Annotated in this window: 15 protein-coding genes; 9 read left to right on the plus strand and 6 right to left on the minus strand. The window is 67.9% G+C overall.

The annotated features are described in order from the left end of the window. Positions 1-5 precede the first annotated feature (5 nt). Positions 6-911 (minus strand): hydroxymethylbilane synthase, encoded by a 906-nt coding sequence (gene hemC / locus SPHN_RS12750; RefSeq protein WP_248523842.1) that lies wholly within the window; start codon positions 909-911, stop codon positions 6-8. A 61-nt stretch (positions 912-972) separates the two neighbouring features. On the opposite strand from hemC, the gene tsaD reads away from it, so the two are divergent. Together tsaD and SPHN_RS12760 are read left to right on the plus strand one after the other, a co-directional pair. Continuing rightward, complete coding sequence (gene tsaD, locus SPHN_RS12755; RefSeq protein WP_248523843.1) at positions 973-2,001, plus strand: tRNA (adenosine(37)-N6)-threonylcarbamoyltransferase complex transferase subunit TsaD; 1,029 nt, start codon at positions 973-975, stop codon at positions 1,999-2,001. Then, the gene (locus tag SPHN_RS12760; RefSeq protein ID WP_248523844.1) at positions 1,998-2,975 is read left to right on the plus strand and encodes an NAD(P)H-dependent glycerol-3-phosphate dehydrogenase; all 978 of its coding nucleotides are present in this window, start codon (positions 1,998-2,000) and stop codon (positions 2,973-2,975) included. Before tsaD ends, SPHN_RS12760 begins: the two co-directional genes overlap by 4 nt. Positions 2,976-3,180: 205 nt before the next feature. Here SPHN_RS12760 and SPHN_RS12765 read toward each other — a convergent pair whose 3' ends face one another. After that, the gene (locus SPHN_RS12765; protein WP_248523845.1) at positions 3,181-5,037 is read right to left on the minus strand and encodes an AsmA family protein; all 1,857 of its coding nucleotides are present in this window, start codon (positions 5,035-5,037) and stop codon (positions 3,181-3,183) included. 209 nt (positions 5,038-5,246) lie between these two features. Next, positions 5,247-5,405 (minus strand): DUF1674 domain-containing protein, encoded by a 159-nt coding sequence (locus tag SPHN_RS12770; protein WP_107963485.1) that lies wholly within the window; start codon positions 5,403-5,405, stop codon positions 5,247-5,249. Between the two features lie 106 nt (positions 5,406-5,511). Between SPHN_RS12770 and SPHN_RS12775 the strand changes: the two genes are divergently transcribed. From SPHN_RS12775 to SPHN_RS12800, 6 genes are all read left to right on the plus strand, one after another. Beyond that, positions 5,512-6,789, plus strand: coding sequence for an RsmB/NOP family class I SAM-dependent RNA methyltransferase (locus SPHN_RS12775; protein WP_248523846.1), 1,278 nt, complete (start codon positions 5,512-5,514; stop codon positions 6,787-6,789). 170 nt (positions 6,790-6,959) lie between these two features. Beyond that, positions 6,960-7,616, plus strand: a complete 657-nt coding sequence (gene rpe / locus SPHN_RS12780) for a ribulose-phosphate 3-epimerase (protein ID WP_248523847.1) — start codon at positions 6,960-6,962, stop codon at positions 7,614-7,616. Continuing rightward, positions 7,613-9,349 (plus strand): heparinase II/III family protein, encoded by a 1,737-nt coding sequence (locus SPHN_RS12785; RefSeq protein ID WP_432715089.1) that lies wholly within the window; start codon positions 7,613-7,615, stop codon positions 9,347-9,349. Before rpe ends, SPHN_RS12785 begins: the two co-directional genes overlap by 4 nt. Before the next feature lie 201 nt (positions 9,350-9,550). Next, on the plus strand, positions 9,551-11,113 hold the full coding sequence (purH, locus tag SPHN_RS12790) for a bifunctional phosphoribosylaminoimidazolecarboxamide formyltransferase/IMP cyclohydrolase (protein WP_248523850.1): 1,563 nt from the start codon (positions 9,551-9,553) through the stop codon (positions 11,111-11,113). 302 nt (positions 11,114-11,415) lie between these two features. Further along, positions 11,416-11,754 (plus strand): P-II family nitrogen regulator, encoded by a 339-nt coding sequence (locus SPHN_RS12795; RefSeq protein WP_056053652.1) that lies wholly within the window; start codon positions 11,416-11,418, stop codon positions 11,752-11,754. Between the two features lie 23 nt (positions 11,755-11,777). Next, a complete protein-coding gene (locus SPHN_RS12800; RefSeq protein WP_248523852.1) occupies positions 11,778-13,118 on the plus strand; it encodes an ammonium transporter in 1,341 nt (446 codons plus the stop codon). An 884-nt stretch (positions 13,119-14,002) separates the two neighbouring features. Here the strand turns inward: SPHN_RS12800 and SPHN_RS12805 are convergent. Genes SPHN_RS12805 through recQ form a run of 3 tightly spaced genes read right to left on the minus strand, consistent with a single transcriptional unit; the run spans position 14,003 to position 16,592 of the window. Then, positions 14,003-14,401 (minus strand): hypothetical protein, encoded by a 399-nt coding sequence (locus tag SPHN_RS12805; RefSeq protein ID WP_248523854.1) that lies wholly within the window; start codon positions 14,399-14,401, stop codon positions 14,003-14,005. After that, a complete protein-coding gene (locus tag SPHN_RS12810) occupies positions 14,398-14,826 on the minus strand; it encodes a TIGR01244 family sulfur transferase (protein ID WP_248523856.1) in 429 nt (142 codons plus the stop codon). Before SPHN_RS12810 ends, SPHN_RS12805 begins: the two co-directional genes overlap by 4 nt. Then, on the minus strand, positions 14,823-16,592 hold the full coding sequence (gene recQ, locus SPHN_RS12815; protein WP_248523857.1) for a DNA helicase RecQ: 1,770 nt from the start codon (positions 16,590-16,592) through the stop codon (positions 14,823-14,825). Before recQ ends, SPHN_RS12810 begins: the two co-directional genes overlap by 4 nt. A gap of 177 nt (positions 16,593-16,769) precedes the next feature. Between recQ and SPHN_RS12820 the strand changes: the two genes are divergently transcribed. After that, positions 16,770-17,843, plus strand: a complete 1,074-nt coding sequence (locus SPHN_RS12820) for a type I restriction endonuclease (RefSeq protein ID WP_248523859.1) — start codon at positions 16,770-16,772, stop codon at positions 17,841-17,843. The last annotated feature ends 315 nt before the right edge of the window (positions 17,844-18,158 follow it).

Raw genomic sequence — 18,158 nt, forward strand, 5'->3', positions numbered from 1 at the left:
GGGCTTCATGCGGAGAAAAGCCGCCTGACGCTGGCCGGCGCACGCGCGAGCAGATCCTCCGCGAGTGCCGTGCCGAGATCGTCGTCGACCGTGCCCTCGATCGATCCCGCGACGTCGCAAGACCCATCCTCGGCGATCAGCTCGGCGCGCAACGTCAGCGTCTCGCCTGCCAGCGACGCGAGCGCCGCGACCGGCGAATGGCAGTCCGCCCCCAGCCGCGCGAGCAGCGCGCGCTCGGTCAGCACGCACGCACTCGTATCATGGTGGTCGATCGCCGCGACGATCTCGCCCGCCGCGCTCCCCGCGAGCACCTCGACGCCGACCGCACCCTGGGCTGGCGCGGGCAACATCACATCGGTCGGGATCGCATGCCCGTCGTCGCGCCCGAGCCGGTCGAGCCCGGCGGCAGCGAGCAAAGTCGCATCCATCTCGCCGCTCGCCACCCGGCCGAGCCGCGTGTCGACGTTGCCGCGGATCAGCACGATCTCCAGGTCGGGCCGAAGCCGGAGCATCTGCGCGCGCCGCCGCGGCGAACTCGTGCCCACCACCGCGCCCGGCCGCAGGTCGGTGAGCGTCTCCGCCCCGATCAGCCGGTCGCGCACGTCGGCGCGTGGCAGCATCGCCGCGATCTTCAGCGTCGCGGGCCGGATCGTCTCGACGTCCTTCATCGAATGCACCGCGCAATCGATGTCGCCATCATGCAGCGCGCGATCGAGTTCCTTGGTCCACAGCGCCTTGCCGCCGATCTCAGCGAGCGCACGATCCTGCACGCGGTCGCCGGTGGTGCGGATCACGACGATCTCGACCGCGTCGTCGGACCAGCCATGCGCCGCGCACAGTGCATCGCGCACCATGCCCGCCTGGGTGAGCGCCAGCGGCGAACCGCGCGTACCGAGCCGAAAACGAGTCATCCTGCGCGCCATGCAGAAAGGGCGGGGCTTCGACAAGCTTCGCGCACCCATATACAGGTGTATGATGATCATCCTCGGTATCGAATCCTCCTGCGACGAAACCGCCGCCGCGCTCGTCACTGGCGACCGCCAGGTCCTCGCGCATCGGCTGTTGGGACAGGAGGCTGCACACGCCCCGTTCGGCGGCGTCGTCCCCGAAATCGCCGCGCGCGCGCACGTGGAGGCGCTGGAGCCGCTGATCGTCGCGGCCTTGGCCGACGCGAAGCTGACGCTCGCCGACGTCGACGCGATCGCCGCGACCGCCGGGCCGGGGCTGATCGGCGGCGTCATGGTCGGGCTGGTGACGGGCAAGGCGCTCGCGCACGCCGCAGGGAAGCCGCTGATTGCGGTCAACCACCTCGAAGGGCACGCGCTCTCGCCGCGGCTGTCCGATCCCGACCTGGAATTTCCGTACCTGCTGTTGCTGGTCTCCGGCGGCCATTGCCAGTTGCTGCTGGTCGAGGGCGTCGGCGCGTACCGGCGTTTGGCGACGACGATTGACGACGCGGCAGGCGAGGCTTTCGACAAGACCGCCAAGCTGCTCGGCCTCGGCTTCCCTGGCGGCCCTGCGGTCGAACGCGCCGCTGCGCTCGGCAATCCGAAGGCGGTCCCGCTGCCACGCCCGCTCAAAGGCTCGGCCGAACCGCATTTCTCGTTCGCCGGTCTGAAAAGCGCGGTCGCCCGGGTCGTCGGCCAATATTCGCCCGAGGACCTTGCCGCCTCGTTCCAGGCCGCGGTCGTCGACTGCCTGATCGACCGCACGACCAAGGCGCTGCGGACGTCGCACGGCGCCACCGCGCTCGTCGTCGCTGGCGGAGTCGCGGCCAACACCGCGGTGCGCGGCGCATTGCAGGCTCTCGCCAGCGATCACGGCCTCCGCTTCGTTGCGCCACCTTTGTGGCTCTGCACCGACAACGCCGCGATGATCGGCTGGGCGGGCGCCGAGCGCTTCGCCGCCGGACTCACCGACCCGCTCGACGTCGCCGCGCGCCCGCGCTGGCCGCTCGATCCCAACGCCGAAGCGGTGCGTGGTGCAGGGGTGAAGGCATGAAGATCGGCGTCATCGGCGGCGGCGCCTGGGGAACGGCACTCGCGCAGGTCGCGGCGCACGAAGGCCGCGACGTCGTCCTCTGGGCACGCGAAACCGCCGTCGTCGAATGCATAAACGCACACCATGAGAACAGCCTTTTCCTGGCCGGCGTTGCGCTCTCCCCGACGATCCGCGCGACCGACGACCTCACCGCGCTTGCCGACATGGACGCGATCCTCGTCGTCGCGCCTGCGCAGCACGTCGGCAGCGTCCTTGCCGCCGCCCCGGTCGGCCGCATTCCCCTCGTCCTCTGCGCCAAGGGCATCGAAGCCGGCAGCAAGCGCCTCGTCGGCGAAGTTGCCCGCGCCGTCCACCCGGACGCGCCGATCGCCGTGCTCTCCGGCCCCACCTTCGCGCACGAAGTCGCCGCCGGATTGCCCACTGCGGTCACGCTCGCCTGCGAGGATGCCGACCTCGGCGAACGCCTCGCGACCCGTCTCGCCGCACGCCATTTTCGCACCTACGCCTCGACCGACGTCGCCGGCGCGGAGATCGGCGGTGCGGTGAAGAACGTCCTCGCGATCGGTTGCGGCGTGGTCGAGGGCGCAGGGCTAGGCCAGAACGCCCGCGCGGCCCTGATCGCAAGAGGGTTCGCCGAAATGACGCGCTTCGGCCTCGCCCGAGGCGCGCGCGCGGAAACGCTCGCCGGGCTCTCTGGCCTAGGCGACCTAGTCCTGACCTGCTCCTCGACCAGCTCGCGCAATTTCTCGCTCGGCGTCGGTCTGGGGAGAGGCGACTCCGCCGCAACGCTGCTCGCCGACCGCCGCACGGTAGCAGAAGGCGCCTTCACCGCCCCCGTCCTCCGCGAAGCCGCCCGTGACGCCGGTGTAGACATGCCAATCACCGAAGCCGTCTGCCGCCTGTTGGACGGTGCCCCGGTAGGCGACGTAATCGGCGATCTGCTGGCGCGGCCGTTAAAGGGCGAGGCCGGCTAAAACTGTTTCCCCGCGAAGGCGGGGACCCAGACTGGGCTCCCGCCTTCGCGGGAGAACAAGGGGGGCTGACCTCGCGATCCTTCCCCGCCAGGGGGGGTGGCACCGAAGGTGACGGAGGGGGAGGACACGGAACAGACGTATCCCTTACCTCCCCCTCCGACTGGCAAGCGCCAGCCACCTCCCCCCGGCGGGGGAGGATTGAGGGTCACCGCAACACCCGCGCCGCCAGCCCCGCACAATCCGCATCCCCCGCGACCGGGCCCTGCTTCCCCGAAATCGCCCGCCCGATCGCCTTAAAGATATTCCCCACCGACTTCACCTCAGGCGGGATCGTCACGGTCGGCCGCTCGATCGTCCCCGTCATGTACGCCGCCCCCGGCAACCGCAGCAGCGCATCGCGTTTCGGCGCGCCGGTCAGTCGAATATCCAACGTCTCCCCCGGGAACACCACGCTGCCGGCCCCGCGCAACTGGCTGGCCGTCGTATCGACGATCATCGGATCGACCCGCCCGCGCCCGCCCGTCACGTCCAGCTTCAGCACCACGCACCGCAGGCCCGCCCGCTCGCCATCCTTCGCCAGCAGCGCCCGCGCCGCATCGAACCCCAGCGCGGCGGCGATTCCCTGCGGCAACTGCCCGTCGCGCGCGACGAACCCGATCGTCCCGTTGGACCGCCCGACCGCCGCCCGGATCGTCTCGCCGGGTCCTTTCAGCCGCACCCGCGCGCTGACGTTCCCGCTGAAATCGCCGCCGCCGCCCGCGATATCCTGAACGCTGCTCCCGCGCAGCGTCAGGTCGAGATCGACCGTCGGCACTTTCCGGTCGCCGCGCTGGTCAACCGTCACCTTGCCCGTGACGTTGCCATGCGGCAGTCGCGCGACCAGATCGCCGAGCGTCAGAAGTTGATGATCGATCGCCAGCGTGCCCTTTGCGGACAGGATCGGCGACTTGCCCTTGCCGCTGACGATCCGTCCGATCCGAAACCCCATCCGCGCATCGGTAGTGTCGATCTTGCCGATATCGATTCGCGTGTTGGGCACCAGCCGCGGCCCGATCCGGCGTTCCAGCGCGGCGCCCTCGGCCTTGCCCTCGTCCGACGCCAGATCGCCGAAATCGAACTGGCGCGACACGATGTCGCCGTCCACCTTGCTGCGCCCCGCCTGCTTGTCGACGGTCACGTGGCCCGCGAAATCAGACCGCCCGACCACGCCCTTCAGCTGCGTGATCGTCCATTTCGGCTGGTCGTGGCGGACATGCGCGCTGAACGACACCGGCTGCGTCCGGAACAGCCCCGCCTCGATCACCGCGTCGATCAGCTTCAGATCGGTCGCGCGTGCCGTGACGTCCAGCGTCATTGCATCGGTGTCGAGCGGCTTGTCCATGAGGCCCTTGGCGGTCACCGACAGCTTTTCGCCATCGATCGAGGCGGTGAACGGCCAGGGTTTGCCATGAAACTTCTCGACCGACGGCCCCGCGACGCCGATCCGCACCGCAGCGCCGCGGATCGTCCCACTCCCGTTCGCCCGGATCCCGTGGACCGGATCCGACGCGAACCGCGCCTTGAAGAAGCGATCCTCCTTGTCGTCGCGATACTCGATCACGCTGTCGCTGATCGTCAGTCCGTCGAGATCGGTCGAACTGCTCCCGCCTTTGGGCTTGCCGGGCCGCTCCCAATTCGTCCGCCCGTTCCTGTCGCGCACCATCACCAGATGCAGCCCGCGCGCCTTCACGTCGCGCGGCCCGAACGCGCCCTTCAACAAGGCGAGCCCGGAAAACGTCGCCTCGGCCTCGCGCAACTGCACGAAATCGCCTTTGCCGGCCCAGTCGGCCTGCGGAATCCGCACGTTCGTGATCCGGATCGTCGGATTGAACCCGAACGCGTCGACCCGCTCGATCCCGCCGATCGTCACAGGGCGCCCGAACCGCGCGGTCAACTGCCGCTCGATCACGCCTTTCAGCGATCCCCACGGAAACGCGGCAAGCCCCACCAGCCCCAACACGAGCACGCTCGCGACAACGATGCCGGTGACTTTAACCCAGCGTTTCTCGAATAATCCCCTCATCATAGCGGCGACGCGCCGCTGGGGAAATCGTTCCGCCTGCGTCAGGACCGCTGCCGCAGATTACATCCGTTCGCCCTAGCCATTGCACCACCCCGGCGGAGGCCGGAGCCCAATTGGGCAACGTCGCTAACGACGGACAGCGCTGCGTTACGACCACCTTTCCACTTGGGCCCCGGCCTCCGCCGGGGTGGTGAGGTGGGTCGAGCGCCTCAGAAATCGATCGCCATGCCCTTCAGCTCCCAATCGCCATAGCGCGTAGGATCGCGCGGCTCGGGGTCCTTGTCGGGCACGATCGCCTCGGGCTTCGGCACCGGCGTATTCTTCGCGAGATATTCGGGTGGCTTAACGTGATCGGGGCGCTGGCCCATCGCGGCTCTCCGGATTTGCGTGTTGGCGTCGTAACCGCCACATGGGCCCTGTCGCGCCGCTTTGCCACAACAGCCGCGAGACAAACCGAACGCGAAGGACCTTAATATGCCCGACTATACCCACGCCCCCGAGCCGCTTGGCGTCCCGACCCGCCGCGCCGCGCTCCGCCTGCTCGACGCCGTCCTGCGTCGCGGCGAGTCGCTCGAATCCGCACTGCCGGCCGCAACCCGCGCAATCCACGGTCCCGATCGCGGCCTCGCGCACGCGATCGCCGCGGAGACGCTGCGCCGTCTTCCCGATCTCGACGCGATGATCGATTCGGTCACCAAGACCAACCTGCCCGACGACGCGAAGGCGCGGATGGCGCTGCGGATCGCGCTGGTCCAGGTGCTGATCCTCGGCACGCCGTCGCATGCCGCGATCTCGACCGTGCTGCCGTTGGTAGACGGCGGCCCGCGCAAACTGGTGCACGGCGTGTTCGGGACGCTGTTCCGCGCGAACATGCTGCTCCCCGAAGTGCCGACGCTGCCGGCCCCCGTCGAACTGCGCTGGGAGGCCGCATGGGGCGAGGAGATGGTCGACGCCGCCGGCCGCGCGATCGCGCAGGTGCCGCCGCTCGACCTCACGATCGCCGACCCGTCCGAGACCGAAGGCTGGCGCGAGAAGCTCGGCGGCGAAAGCTTCATGCCCGGGCATCTGCGCTTGGGCGACCATGATTCGGTCCCCGACATGGCCGGCTTCGGCGACGGCGCCTGGTGGGTGCAGGACATCGCCGCCTCGCTCCCCGCACGGTTGTTGGGGAAGGGAGAGGGTCACGTGCTCGATCTCTGCGCCGCGCCTGGCGGCAAGACGCTGCAACTCGCGAGCGCCGGCTGGACCGTCACCTCGGTCGACAATTCGCAGAGCCGGATCAAGCGCCTCCGCGAGAATCTCTACCGCACGCATCTGAAGGCCGAGGTCGTCAACGCCGACATCCTCGAATGGGCGCCGGCCGAGCCCGCCGACGCGATCCTGATCGATGCGCCGTGCAGCGCAACCGGTATCTTCCGCCGCCATCCCGACGTCCTCCACCGCGTCCGCCCGTCGATCATCGCCGAGACCGCGGCGTTGCAGGCGCGGATTTTCGCCAGGGCGGCGGACTGGGTGAAGCCCGGTGGTACTTTGGTATACGCCACCTGCTCCCTGGAACCGTCCGAAGGCGAAGCGCAACTCGACGCATTCCTCGCCGCCCGCAGCGACTATTCGATCGCCCCGGTCGACCAGTCCGAACTCCCCGCCGGCATCACGCCAACAGAAACCGGCACCATCCGCACGCTCCCCGGCATGCTAGCGGACCAAGGCGGCTGCGACGGCTTCTTCATCGCCCGCCTGAAGCGCGCCTAAGCGATCCTCCCCCGCAAGGGGGAGGTGGCTGGCCCTTGCCAGACGGAGGGGGAGGGGGCGACAACACAGCTTCCGTGTCCTCCCCCTCCGTCACCTGCGGTGCCACCTCCCCCTTGCGGGGGAGGATTGAAAGACTTCGCACCAACCCAATCCCGCGCTAGGACAAATCCATGCAACCCGTCCGCATCGCCCCCTCGATCCTCTCCGCCGACTTCGCCAAACTCGGCGAGGAAGTCCGCGCCATCGACGCGGCCGGCGCCGACTGGATCCACATCGATGTGATGGACGGCCATTTCGTCCCCAACATCTCGTTCGGCCCCGCGGTCATGAAATCGGTCCGCGGCGTCACCACCAAGCCGTTCGACGTCCACCTGATGATCTCCCCCGTCGACGCGTATCTCGACGCGTTCGCGGAAGCGGGCGCCGACTGCATCACCGTGCACTACGAAGCCGGCCCGCACATCCACCGCTCGCTCCAGCACATCAAGGGCCTTGGAAAGCGCGCCGGAATCGTCATCTGTCCGGGCACCCCGGCGAAGATGCTCGACTACCTCATGGACATGGTCGACCTCGTCCTGGTGATGAGCGTCAACCCCGGCTTCGGCGGCCAGAGCTTCATCCCGAGCCAGCTCAAGAAGATTTCGGCGATCCGCACGATGATCGAGAAAAGCGGCCGCGCGATCGATCTCGAAGTCGATGGCGGCGTCGACGCCGAATGGGCCAAGCGCTGCATCGACGCCGGCGCCGACGCGCTGGTCGCCGGCACCTCGGTCTTCCGCGGCGGCCCCGACCACTACGCCGCCAACATCGCCGCGTTGCGGGGGTGAACGAGCGCTCTGATCCCGTGACCGATCCCGCCCCCGACGGGATCGACGAAGGCCGCCGCCTGATCCGTCTCGGCGGCGACAAGGGGCTGTCGCTCGCCGATCGCCTCGCCGAGCGCTTCCACCGGCTGACATGGCGCACCCCGCTCCACACGCTCCGCCTCAAGGGGCGTTATCCGCTCAAGCTGATCGCGGTCCCCGAAGACCCGATCCTCGGCGACATCCCCCGTGGCACGATGCTGCTCGAAGGCGTCCTGTCGTTCCGCGGCGAGGCGCGCGATATCGAGACGCTCGATCTCGCCAAGCCGCTCCCCAAGCCGTTCGCCGAATACCTCCACAGTTTCGCGTGGCTGCGTGACCTGTCGACCGTCGCGACCCGTGCGCGCGGCGCACCGATCGCCGAATACCTCATGGGCCTCTGGCTGTCCGCGCATGCCGACACGCAGGGCGGGATCGCGTGGCGCCCGGACATGTGGGGTCGGCGCATCCTCGCCTGGACCGCGCACGCACCGCTGATCCTGTCGTCGTCCGACCAGATCTACCGCTCCAAGGTCTTGAACGCGCTTGCGAAGGGCGCGCTCCACCTCGATCGCACCGCCGACAAGGCCCCGGCGGGCGCGCCGCGCATCGCTGCCTGGTGCGGAGTCGTCGCCGCCGGCCTGCTGATCCCCGGCGGCGAACCGCGCCAGGCGTTCGGCGAGGCCGGCCTCCTCCGCGCGCTCGGCACCGGCCTGTTCGACGATGACGGCTCGGTCTCGCGCAGCCCGGCGATGTTGCTCGACTCGATCCAGCTGCTGACGTTGCTTCAGGAAAGCTACGCCGCCCGCAGCGCCGAACTCCCCGAGACGGTGGCGGTCACGCTCTCCCGCATGGTCGCGGCGTTGCTCGGCGTCGCGCACGCCGATCGTGGCCTGTCGAGCTGGCAGGGCGGCGGCCCGGCCAGCGAAACGCAGGTCGCCGCGGTCATCGAAGCCAGTGGCGTCCGCACCCGCCCGCTCCGCCAGGCGCGCGACTGGGGCTATCAACGCCTCGCCGCCGGCACCGCCGTCCTGATCGTAGACGCGGCGCCGCCACCGATCGCCCGCCTCGTCGAAGGCGGCTGCGCCTCGACGCTCGCGTTCGAATTCTCGGACGGCCCGGCTCGGATCGTCGTCAATTGCGGCGGCGCGCGCGCGGGCATCGCCCAACTCCCGCCAGCGATGGTCGAGGGCCTGCGCTCGACGGCCGCGCACTCCACGCTGACGATCGCCGACAGCAATTCCACCGCGATCCACGCCGACGGCACGCTCGGCCGCGGCGTGGCGGAGGTCGAACTCAGCCGCCAGGAATCGGACGCTGCCAGCCGGATCGAGGCGAGCCACGACGGCTATGTCCGCCGCTGGGGTTTCCTCCACCGCCGCCAGCTGATGCTCACCGGCGACGGCCGCGAACTCCGCGGCGAGGACGCGCTGTTGCCGCAAGGCCGCAAGCGCCGCACAGGTTTGTCGTTGTTCGCGATCCGCTTCCATCTCGGCGAAGGCGTCCAGGTCTCCCCCACGGCGGACGGCCTGGGCGCGATCCTACGCCTTCCCGGCGGTCCGCTTTGGCAGTTTCGTTGTCGCGGTGGCGCGCTGGTGGTCGAGGGCAGCGTCTGGATCGACGCCGACGGCCGCCCCGTTGCGACGCAGCAACTGATGATTACGGGTGAAGCGGCGGCCGGCGGCGCGAGTGTGAGCTGGGCATTGAAAAAGGCCTGAAACTCTGATCCTCCCCTTGCAGGGGAGGTGGCTGGCGCTTGCCAGACGGAGGGGTGACACCCTCTCGATAGCGGATCACCCCTCCGTCAGCCCAAGCGGGCTGCCACCTCCCCTGAAAGGGGAGGATTAGCGCCCCCCTGTTCCCCAACGTCAACCGACGCTAAGGGACCGCCGCACGGCGAACCCCGACGAAAGACCCTCATGACCAGCATCCCGATCAAGCGCGCGCTCCTGTCCGTCTCCGACAAGACCGGGATCGTCGATCTCGGCAAGGCGCTCGCGAGCCACGGCGTCGAACTCGTCTCCACCGGCGGCACCGCCGCAGCCCTCCGCGCCGCCGGCCTGGACGTCCGCGACGTCAGCGAACTCACCGGCTTCCCCGAAATGATGGACGGCCGTGTCAAGACGCTCCACCCGATGGTCCATGGCGGGCTCCTCGCAGTCCGCGACGACGCAGGCCACGCCGCTTCGATGGCCGAGCACCAGATCGGCGCGATCGACCTCGTGATCGTCAACCTCTACCCGTTCGAAGCCACCGTCGCGAAGGGCGCGGACCGCGACACCGTGATCGAGAACATCGACATCGGCGGCCCCAGCATGGTCCGCTCGGCGGCCAAGAACCATGCCTATGTCGCGATCGTCACCGACCCCGCCGACTATGCGCTCGTCTCGGGCGGCACGACCACTCTCGAAGACCGCAAGCGTCTCGCCGCGAAAGCCTTCGCCACCACCGCCGCCTATGATTCCGCGATTGCGACCTGGTTCGGCACCGTCGACCAGGCCGAGGAATTCCCCGCCACACTGCCGATCACGCTCCAGCGCGGCGACACGCTTCGCTACGGCGAGAACCCCCACCAGTCCGCCGCCTTCTACACCGCCACCGGCTCGGTCCGCGGCATCGGCCAAGCTCGCCAGCTCCAGGGCAAGGCGCTCAGCTACAACAACCTCAACGACGCCGACGCTGCATTGGGGCTCATCGCCGAATTCCGCGACGCCGAGCCTTCCGTCGTGATCGTCAAGCACGCCAACCCCTGCGGCGTCGCCACCGCGTCCACGCTCGCCGAAGCCTATGCCGCCGCGTTCGCCTGCGACACCGTGTCGGCGTTCGGCGGCATCATCGCCGTCAACCGTAAGCTCGACGCCGAGACCGCGCGCGCAATCACCGGCATCTTCACCGAAGTCGTCGTCGCGCCCGACGCGGACGACGACGCGATGGCGCTGTTCGCCGCCAAGAAGAACCTCCGTTTGCTGCTCACCGGCGAGCTCCCCGATCCTGCGCGCACGGGGCTGACGGCGAAGTCGATCGCCGGGGGCTGGCTCGTCCAGGGACGCGACAACGGGACGCCGGGCGAGTTGACCGTCGTCACCAAGCGCCAGCCGACCGAGCAGGAGCTGATCGACTGCCGCTTCGCCTGGACCGTCGCCAAGCACACCAAGTCCAACGCGATCGTCTACGCCAAGGACGGCAGCACCGCGGGCATCGGCGCGGGCCAGATGAACCGCCTCGAATCCGCGCGCATCGCCGCGTGGAAGGCGAAGGACGCCGCGGACAAGGCCGGCTGGTCCACCCCGCGCACGATCGGCTCGGCGGTCGCCTCCGACGCGTTCTTCCCGTTCGCCGACGGGTTGCTGGCGGCGGTCGAGGCTGGTGCCACGGCAGTGATCCAGCCCGGCGGCTCGATCCGCGACGCCGACGTCATCGCGGCTGCGGACGAAGCTGGCCTCGCGATGGTCTTCACCGGCATGCGCCACTTCCGCCATTGAGTTGGGCGTGGCCGGCGGGGGAGACAAACCCCGCCACCCCACCCACTCCGTCATGCCGGGCTCGTTCCGGCATCCACGGTCCCGCAAACCAAACGCTCGCGAGTACGTGGCGCGGTAAATGCCGGAACAAGCCCGGCATGACGGAAAGATAGCTGCCCGTTTTTCGAGCACCTCCACCGCACTGCACAAGTTTTAATCCCAAACCGCCCCTCTACCCGCTCCCCAAGCACACCTCATCCCTCCACACCGCAACTGGCACGCACATTGCGAGGCGTCTCCCGTAACAAGGGGGAAGGGCCGCGATGAAACTCGTCATTGCCATCATCAAGCCGTTCAAGCTGGACGAGGTGCGCGAAGCGCTCACCACGATCGGCGTGGCCGGTATGACGGTCACCGAGGTCAAGGGTTTCGGTCGTCAAAAGGGCCAGACCGAGATCTATCGGGGGGCCGAGTACAGCACCAACATGGTGCCCAAGATCAAGATCGAGGTGGTCTGCGCCGCCAGCCTGTCCGACCGCGTGGTCGAGGCGATCCAGGCCTCGGCGAACACGGGCGCGATCGGCGACGGCAAGATCTTCGTGCTCGATGTCGGCCAGGCGGTCCGCATCCGCACCGGCGAAACCGACGATTCAGCGCTCTGAGGGGGGACATGATGAAGCTTGATATGAAGACAGCCGCCGTCGCGGCGCTAGGGTTCGGAGCGGCGATGATCGCCGCCGCACCCGCCTGGGCACAAGCTGCAGCCGCACCGGTGGTGGCCACCGTGAACAAGGGTGACACCGCCTGGATGATGACCTCGACGGTCCTCGTCCTGATGATGATCCTGCCCGGCCTCGCGCTGTTCTACGGCGGCCTCACGCGGTCGAAGAACATGCTGTCGACCATGACTCAGATCGGCGCCGTCGCGGCACTCGCGATGCTGATCTGGGTGATGTGGGGCTATACGCTGGCGTTCGGTCCGGACGTGAGCAACCCGCTGCTCAGCAACTTCATCGGCAGCCTCGACAAGGCGTTCCTCAAGGGCGTCACGCCCGCCTCGCAGGCGGCGACCTTCACGGCGGGCGTCGAGATCCCCGAATATGTCTTCATCTGTTTCCAGATGACTTTCGCCGCGATCACCATCGCGCTGGTCCTGGGCTCGGTCGTCGAGCGCATGAAGTTCTCGGCGGTGATGGTGTTCGGCCTGATCTGGCTTACCATCGTCTACTTCCCGATCGCGCACATGGTGTGGGCATCGAGCGGGTATTTCTTCAAGGCGGGCGCACTCGATTTCGCCGGCGGCACCGTGGTCCACATCAACGCCGGCGTCTCGGCGCTGGTCGCGGCGCTGATCCTCGGCAAGCGCATCGGCTACCCGAAGGAGCCGATGGCACCGCACTCGCTGGTCATGACCGGTATCGGCACCGGGCTGCTCTGGGTTGGCTGGTTCGGCTTCAACGCAGGCTCCGCTCTCGAGGCAAACGGCTCGGCCGCGCTCGCGATGCTCAACACCTTCGTCGCCACGGCCTCAGCCGCACTGTTCTGGATGCTTGCCGAGAAGCTCTCGGGTCACAAGGGTTCGGCCTTGGGCTTCTGCTCGGGTATCGTCGCCGGCCTCGTCGCGGTGACGCCGGCTGCGGGCAACTCCGGCCCGTTCGGCGCGATCATCCTCGGCGCGATCGCCTCGCTGATCTGCTTCATGGCGGTCTCGAAGCTCAAGCCGATGCTCGGCTATGACGACTCGCTCGACGCCTTCGGGATTCACGGCATCGGCGGCATGGTCGGCGCGATCGGCACCGCGGTGGTCTACGCCCCGTCGCTCGGCGGGCCCGGAGCTGCGGATTATGCGATGGGCGCCAAGCTCTTCGTGCAGCTCCAGGCGGTGATCGTGACGATCATCTGGGCCACGATCGGCACCACGATCGCGATCTACGTCGCCAAGGCCGTCACCGGCCTGCGGGTCTCGCCGGAAGTCGAGCACGAGGGTCTTGACATCGGCGAACACGGCGAGCGCGCCTACAACTGATCGGTAGCGGGCCGCCCGAGCCCGCACCCACGACGTTCCTCCTGCGGACAACCTTGGCTCGGTGTGGAAACACACCGGGCCTTTTTTTGGTGTCGATCGAAGGGGGACTTCGATCGAGGTCTGGAAAGCAGGAGCAGGATTGGGAGTGGGAGCGGGCGACACCTACTATGTTCTCCCGCGAAGGCGGGAGCCCAGTCTGGGTCCCCGCCTTCGCGGGGAAACAACGGCGCAGCGGGCGGACGAGTCCTGACCCAGCTTGGCGGGTCACCCCGAACCGGTTCCGTGCCATATCCCGTTCGACCCAACACCACCCCGGCGAAGGCCGGGGCCCAGTTGGAAAGGAGGCAATAACGAAGCGCCGCCGTCGTCAGCACCGTTCCCCCACTGGACCCCGGCCTCCGCCGGGGAGGTGCTTTTGCGATCCGGCTATTCTCGGAAGCATCGCATAGAGCCCGGTCACCCAACCCACCCCGTGGACCCCGGACTCGTTCCGGGGTCCACGGTTCCGCACACTCAAATCCGTCGAATACGCGGAACGGTGGATGCCGGAACCAGTCCGGCATGACGGAGCCTTTTGGAAAGGGACCGGTATCACGAAGCGTTGGGGGCGTGCTCAATAAGCGAGCCGGGCGGAAAGGAATCTCGCCGCTCTACACCCCCACACCGTTCGTGCTGAGTAGCGACCGAGTAGATCGGCAAGGAGCGTATCGAGGGCGCGTATCGAAGCACAGGCCCCGTGCCCCAACCCATCCTTCGATACGCCGCTTCGACAAGCTCAGCAGCTACTCAGGACGAACGGGGTGGGTGGAACGAACCGGCGAGGGGGTAGGCCGGGCGAGAGGAGCGGGCGCACAAAAGCAGCGAACCCAGCTAAAGCCCCCCGGCTAAACCCGAACGCTTTTCGGCGCCAACCGCCGGATATCCAGCACATCGACCTGCGCCAGCATCACCGCCCCCAGCGCACGGTCCCCGGTCTCCACCAGAATCCCCTCCCGCGTAGCGCGCACGCGCCGCCACGAAACCTCGCGCACAGCTAGCCGCTTCCCGATCCGCTTGACCGCCGCCACGCGCCCATCGTCCGCAATCGCCAGCGCCCCCCGGCCATCCGCCCCGACCACAGCGCCCGCCACCGCAAAACCGGCAAGCTGCGCCTGCGCCGCGTCCGCCGCTTCCTCGGGCGTCTCGATCTTCACGACCCGCCGCATCCGCACGACCACCCAGCCCAAGGCGCTAAGTAGAACCACCACGGCAGCCACGACGCCGCCGACGATCGCAGGCGTCATCGCGGCCCTGCGAGCGCGTCCAGCATCGGTCGAATCCCGCGCAGGTCATACCCGGCGTCCTCGGCCTGCGCGAGCAGCAGGTTCGGGTTCCGCCCCGCTTTCGCCGCCGCCAGCGCCCACAGATTGCAGCTCCGCGTCCCCGACCGGCAATACGCCAGCACCGGCCCGTCCGCATCGACCAGCGCCTGCGTCATCGCGTCGATCTGCGGATGCGAGAAGCCCGCATGAGTCACCGGGATCGCGACATAGTTGAGGCCCGCCGCCTCCGCCGCCGCACGGATCGCGTCGCCCGAAGGCTGTCCCGCATCCTCGTCGTCCGGCCGGTTGTTGACGATGGTCTTGAAGCCCGCCGCGGCGATCTCCGCGACGTGCTCGACCGCGATCTGCGGCGCGACCGAAATACTTTCGTTGATGTGCCGTATCATGCGGACTCGCGGATCACCTGGAGGAAGGCATCCCCATAGGCGTCGAGTTTCCGCGCGCCAATGCCTGAAAGCACCGCGAGCGCCGCCCGCGACGCCGGCCGCTGCGCCGCCATGTCACGCAGCACCGAATCATGGAAGATCACATACGGCGGAACGCCCGCCTCCTTCGCCAGATCGCGCCGCCGCACGCGCAGCGCCTCGAACAGCGGATCGTCCACGGGGTTCGGGGTCGCGCCCGGCGCGGCCTTGCGCCGCCGCTCGCGCTTCGGTGGCACGACGATCGACACCGTCGCTTCGCCCTTCAGGATCGCCTTGGCGGCAGGCCCGAACTCGAGGCCCCCATGCGGATTGGTGCGCAAGGCATCCTTCAGCATCAGCGCACGCGACACGGGCTTCAGCAACGCCACCTCGTCGCCGTCGACGATCCCGTACACCGACAGCGCCTCATGCCCGTTCATCAGGCTCCGCTCCGACGACACGCCGGTCAGGATCCCCTCGATATAGCCGACGCCGAACATCTGCCCGGTGCGAAACACCGCCGACAGGAATTTCCGCGCCGTCTCGGTCGCATCCACCGCATCGACATTGCCGAGGCAATTGTCGCAATTCCCGCAATCCTCGAGCCGCTCCTCGCCGAAATGCTTGAGCAGGATCCGCCGCCGGCATCCCGCGGTCTCGACCAGCCCGCCCATTGCGGTCAGCCGCTGCCGCTCGCCCGCCTGCCGCTCGGGCTCGACCTCGCCGATCCGCTGCCGGGCCCGCGCGAAATCCTCCGCGCCCCAGAACAGGTGCGCGATCGCCGGATCGCCGTCACGCCCCGCGCGCCCGGTCTCCTGATAATAGGCCTCGATCGATTTCGGCAGCCCGGCATGGCACACGAACCGCACGTCGGGCTTGTCGATCCCCATCCCGAACGCGACCGTGGCGCAGATCACCATGTCCTCGCTCGCGACGAAATCGGCCTGATTCTTTGCGCGCACCTGCGGATCGAGCCCCGCATGATAGGCCCGCGTCGGTCGCCCGCTCCGCCCCAGCGCCTCCGCCAACTTCTCGGTCGCCGCGCGCGTCTGTGCGTAGACGATCCCCGGCCCCGGTATCTTATCCAGGATGTCCGCGATCTGCCGGTTGACGTTGTCGCGCCCCGAAATCGCATAGCGGATGTTCGGCCGGTCGAACCCCGACACGATCAGGCCGTCTTGCGAAATCCCCAGCTGCTCGAGGATATCCGCCCGCGTATGCGCATCCGCGGTCGCGGTCAGCGCCAGCCGAGGCACCTCCGGAAAGCTGTCGAGCAACGGCCGCAGCAACCGGTAGTCCGGCCGGAAATCATGCCCCCACTCGCTGACGCAATGCGCCTCGTCGATCGCGAACAGGCTGAGCTTGGCCTGGCTGAGCAGGTTCCGGAAACTCTCGTTCGAAGCTCGCTCCGGCGCGACATACAGCAGGTCCAGATCACCCGCCCGGAACCGTGCGATCGTCTCCTCACGGTTCGTATCGACGCTCGTCAAAGTCGCCGCCTTGATCCCTACCGCGGTCGCCGCGCGCAGCTGGTCGTGCATCAGCGCGATCAGCGGCGACACGACCACGCACGTCCCCTCCAGCATCGTCGCCGGCAACTGGTAACACAGCGACTTGCCCGCCCCCGTCGGCATCACCGCCAGCGTCCGCTGTCCGGCGAGCACCCGATCGACGACATCGCGCTGCACGCCACGAAAGTCAGGAAAGCCAAAGATGCGCTGGAGATCTGGAAGGGGGTCGAGTGCCATTATCCCGGACCTAGGGTTCGTTCACCGTCGCCGCAATGGATGATCCGCGATCGGTCCGATCATCCCAATCGCCACGCTGCACGGACTAGATCGAAATCCGGGCAGGTTGTTCCGGTACCGTTATGGACCCGTGTAAATTCCCTGCGCATCCTCCCCCGTTCAATCCGGGGGACGCGCATGGAACTGAACATCAGGCTGGCCGAGCTGCAGAAGCGCACGATCGAACACCGCGAGGTGCTGCTGACCGAGGAAGCGGCGAAGACTGCGCTCGTCATGCCGTTCCTCCAGTCGCTCGGCTATGACGTCTTCAACCCGTCCGAAGTCGTCCCCGAATTCACTGCCGACATCGGCACCAAGAAGGGCGAAAAGATCGACTATGCGATCTGCGCGGGCGGGAAAGTGTCGATCCTGATCGAGTGCAAGCCGTCCTCGGTCCAGCTCAACGTCAACCATGCCGGGCAGCTGTTCCGCTATTTCAGCGTCACCGATGCGCGCCTTGCCGTGCTGACCAACGGCGTCGTCTACCAATTCTATTCGGACATCGAGCGCCCGAACAAGATGGACGACAAGCCGTTCTTCACCTTCACGATGGACGCGATCAAGCCCGGCGACATCCGTACGCTCGAGAAATTCACCAAGGCCGCGTTCGACATCGACAAGATCGTCCAGGAGGCCGGCAACCTCAAGACGCAGTCGCTGATCCGCCTCGAACTCGAAAAGGAGTTCGCCGAGCCCTCCGACGAGTTCGTCCGGATGATGGCGCAGCGCGTCCATGGCGGCCGTCTCACGCCGGCGATCAAGGACGGATTCGCCAAGCTTTTAGCTCCTGCGATCGCCGCGCTGATCCGCGATTTCGTCAACGAACGCCTTTCGTCGGCGTTGAAGGCGTCGAGCCCGGTCGAGGACCTGCCGCCGGGCGCGGACGACGACCCGTCCGACGGCGACGGCATCGTCACCACGCAGGAGGAGATTTCCGGCTTCCACATCATCCAGGCGATCGCCTCGCGCCTGGTGGATCCGAAACGCGTGATCGTCCGCGATGCGAATTCGTATTGCGCGATCCTGCTGGACGACAATAATCGGAAGACGGTCGCGCGGATGCACTTCAATGGCATCACGACCAAGTATCTCGGCATGTTCGCCGGCAATGACGAGACGCGCCATTTGCTGTCGGACCTGACGCACATCTATCAATATTCGGAGGCGATCGAGGCGAGGTTGCGCGAACTGGATCCGTCGATCCCGGCGTAGGGTGCGGAGTTTCGCCCCCGCTCTCCTTCCATTCCCTCGCGAACGCGGGCGCCCAGGACCCAGCAGCGCCATCGCTCGTGATTTGCGGACCACCGCGTTCGCGAGGGAACAGAGGATGTTGCGTGCATCGCAACGCTCGCCTTTAGGGTTGCACCCCGGCACCCGTCCCACAACCACCCCGGCGAAGGCCGGGGCCCAAGTGGAAAGGTGGCAATGACGACGCGCTGCCCTTCGTTAGCAACGTTCCCCAATTGGGCCCCGGCCTCCGCCGGGGTGGCCACCTAGTCGAACGTGGTCGCGAACTCGCCACTACCC

This window comes from Sphingomonas faeni (assembly GCF_023195535.1).
Lineage (GTDB): Bacteria > Pseudomonadota > Alphaproteobacteria > Sphingomonadales > Sphingomonadaceae > Sphingomonas > Sphingomonas faeni_B.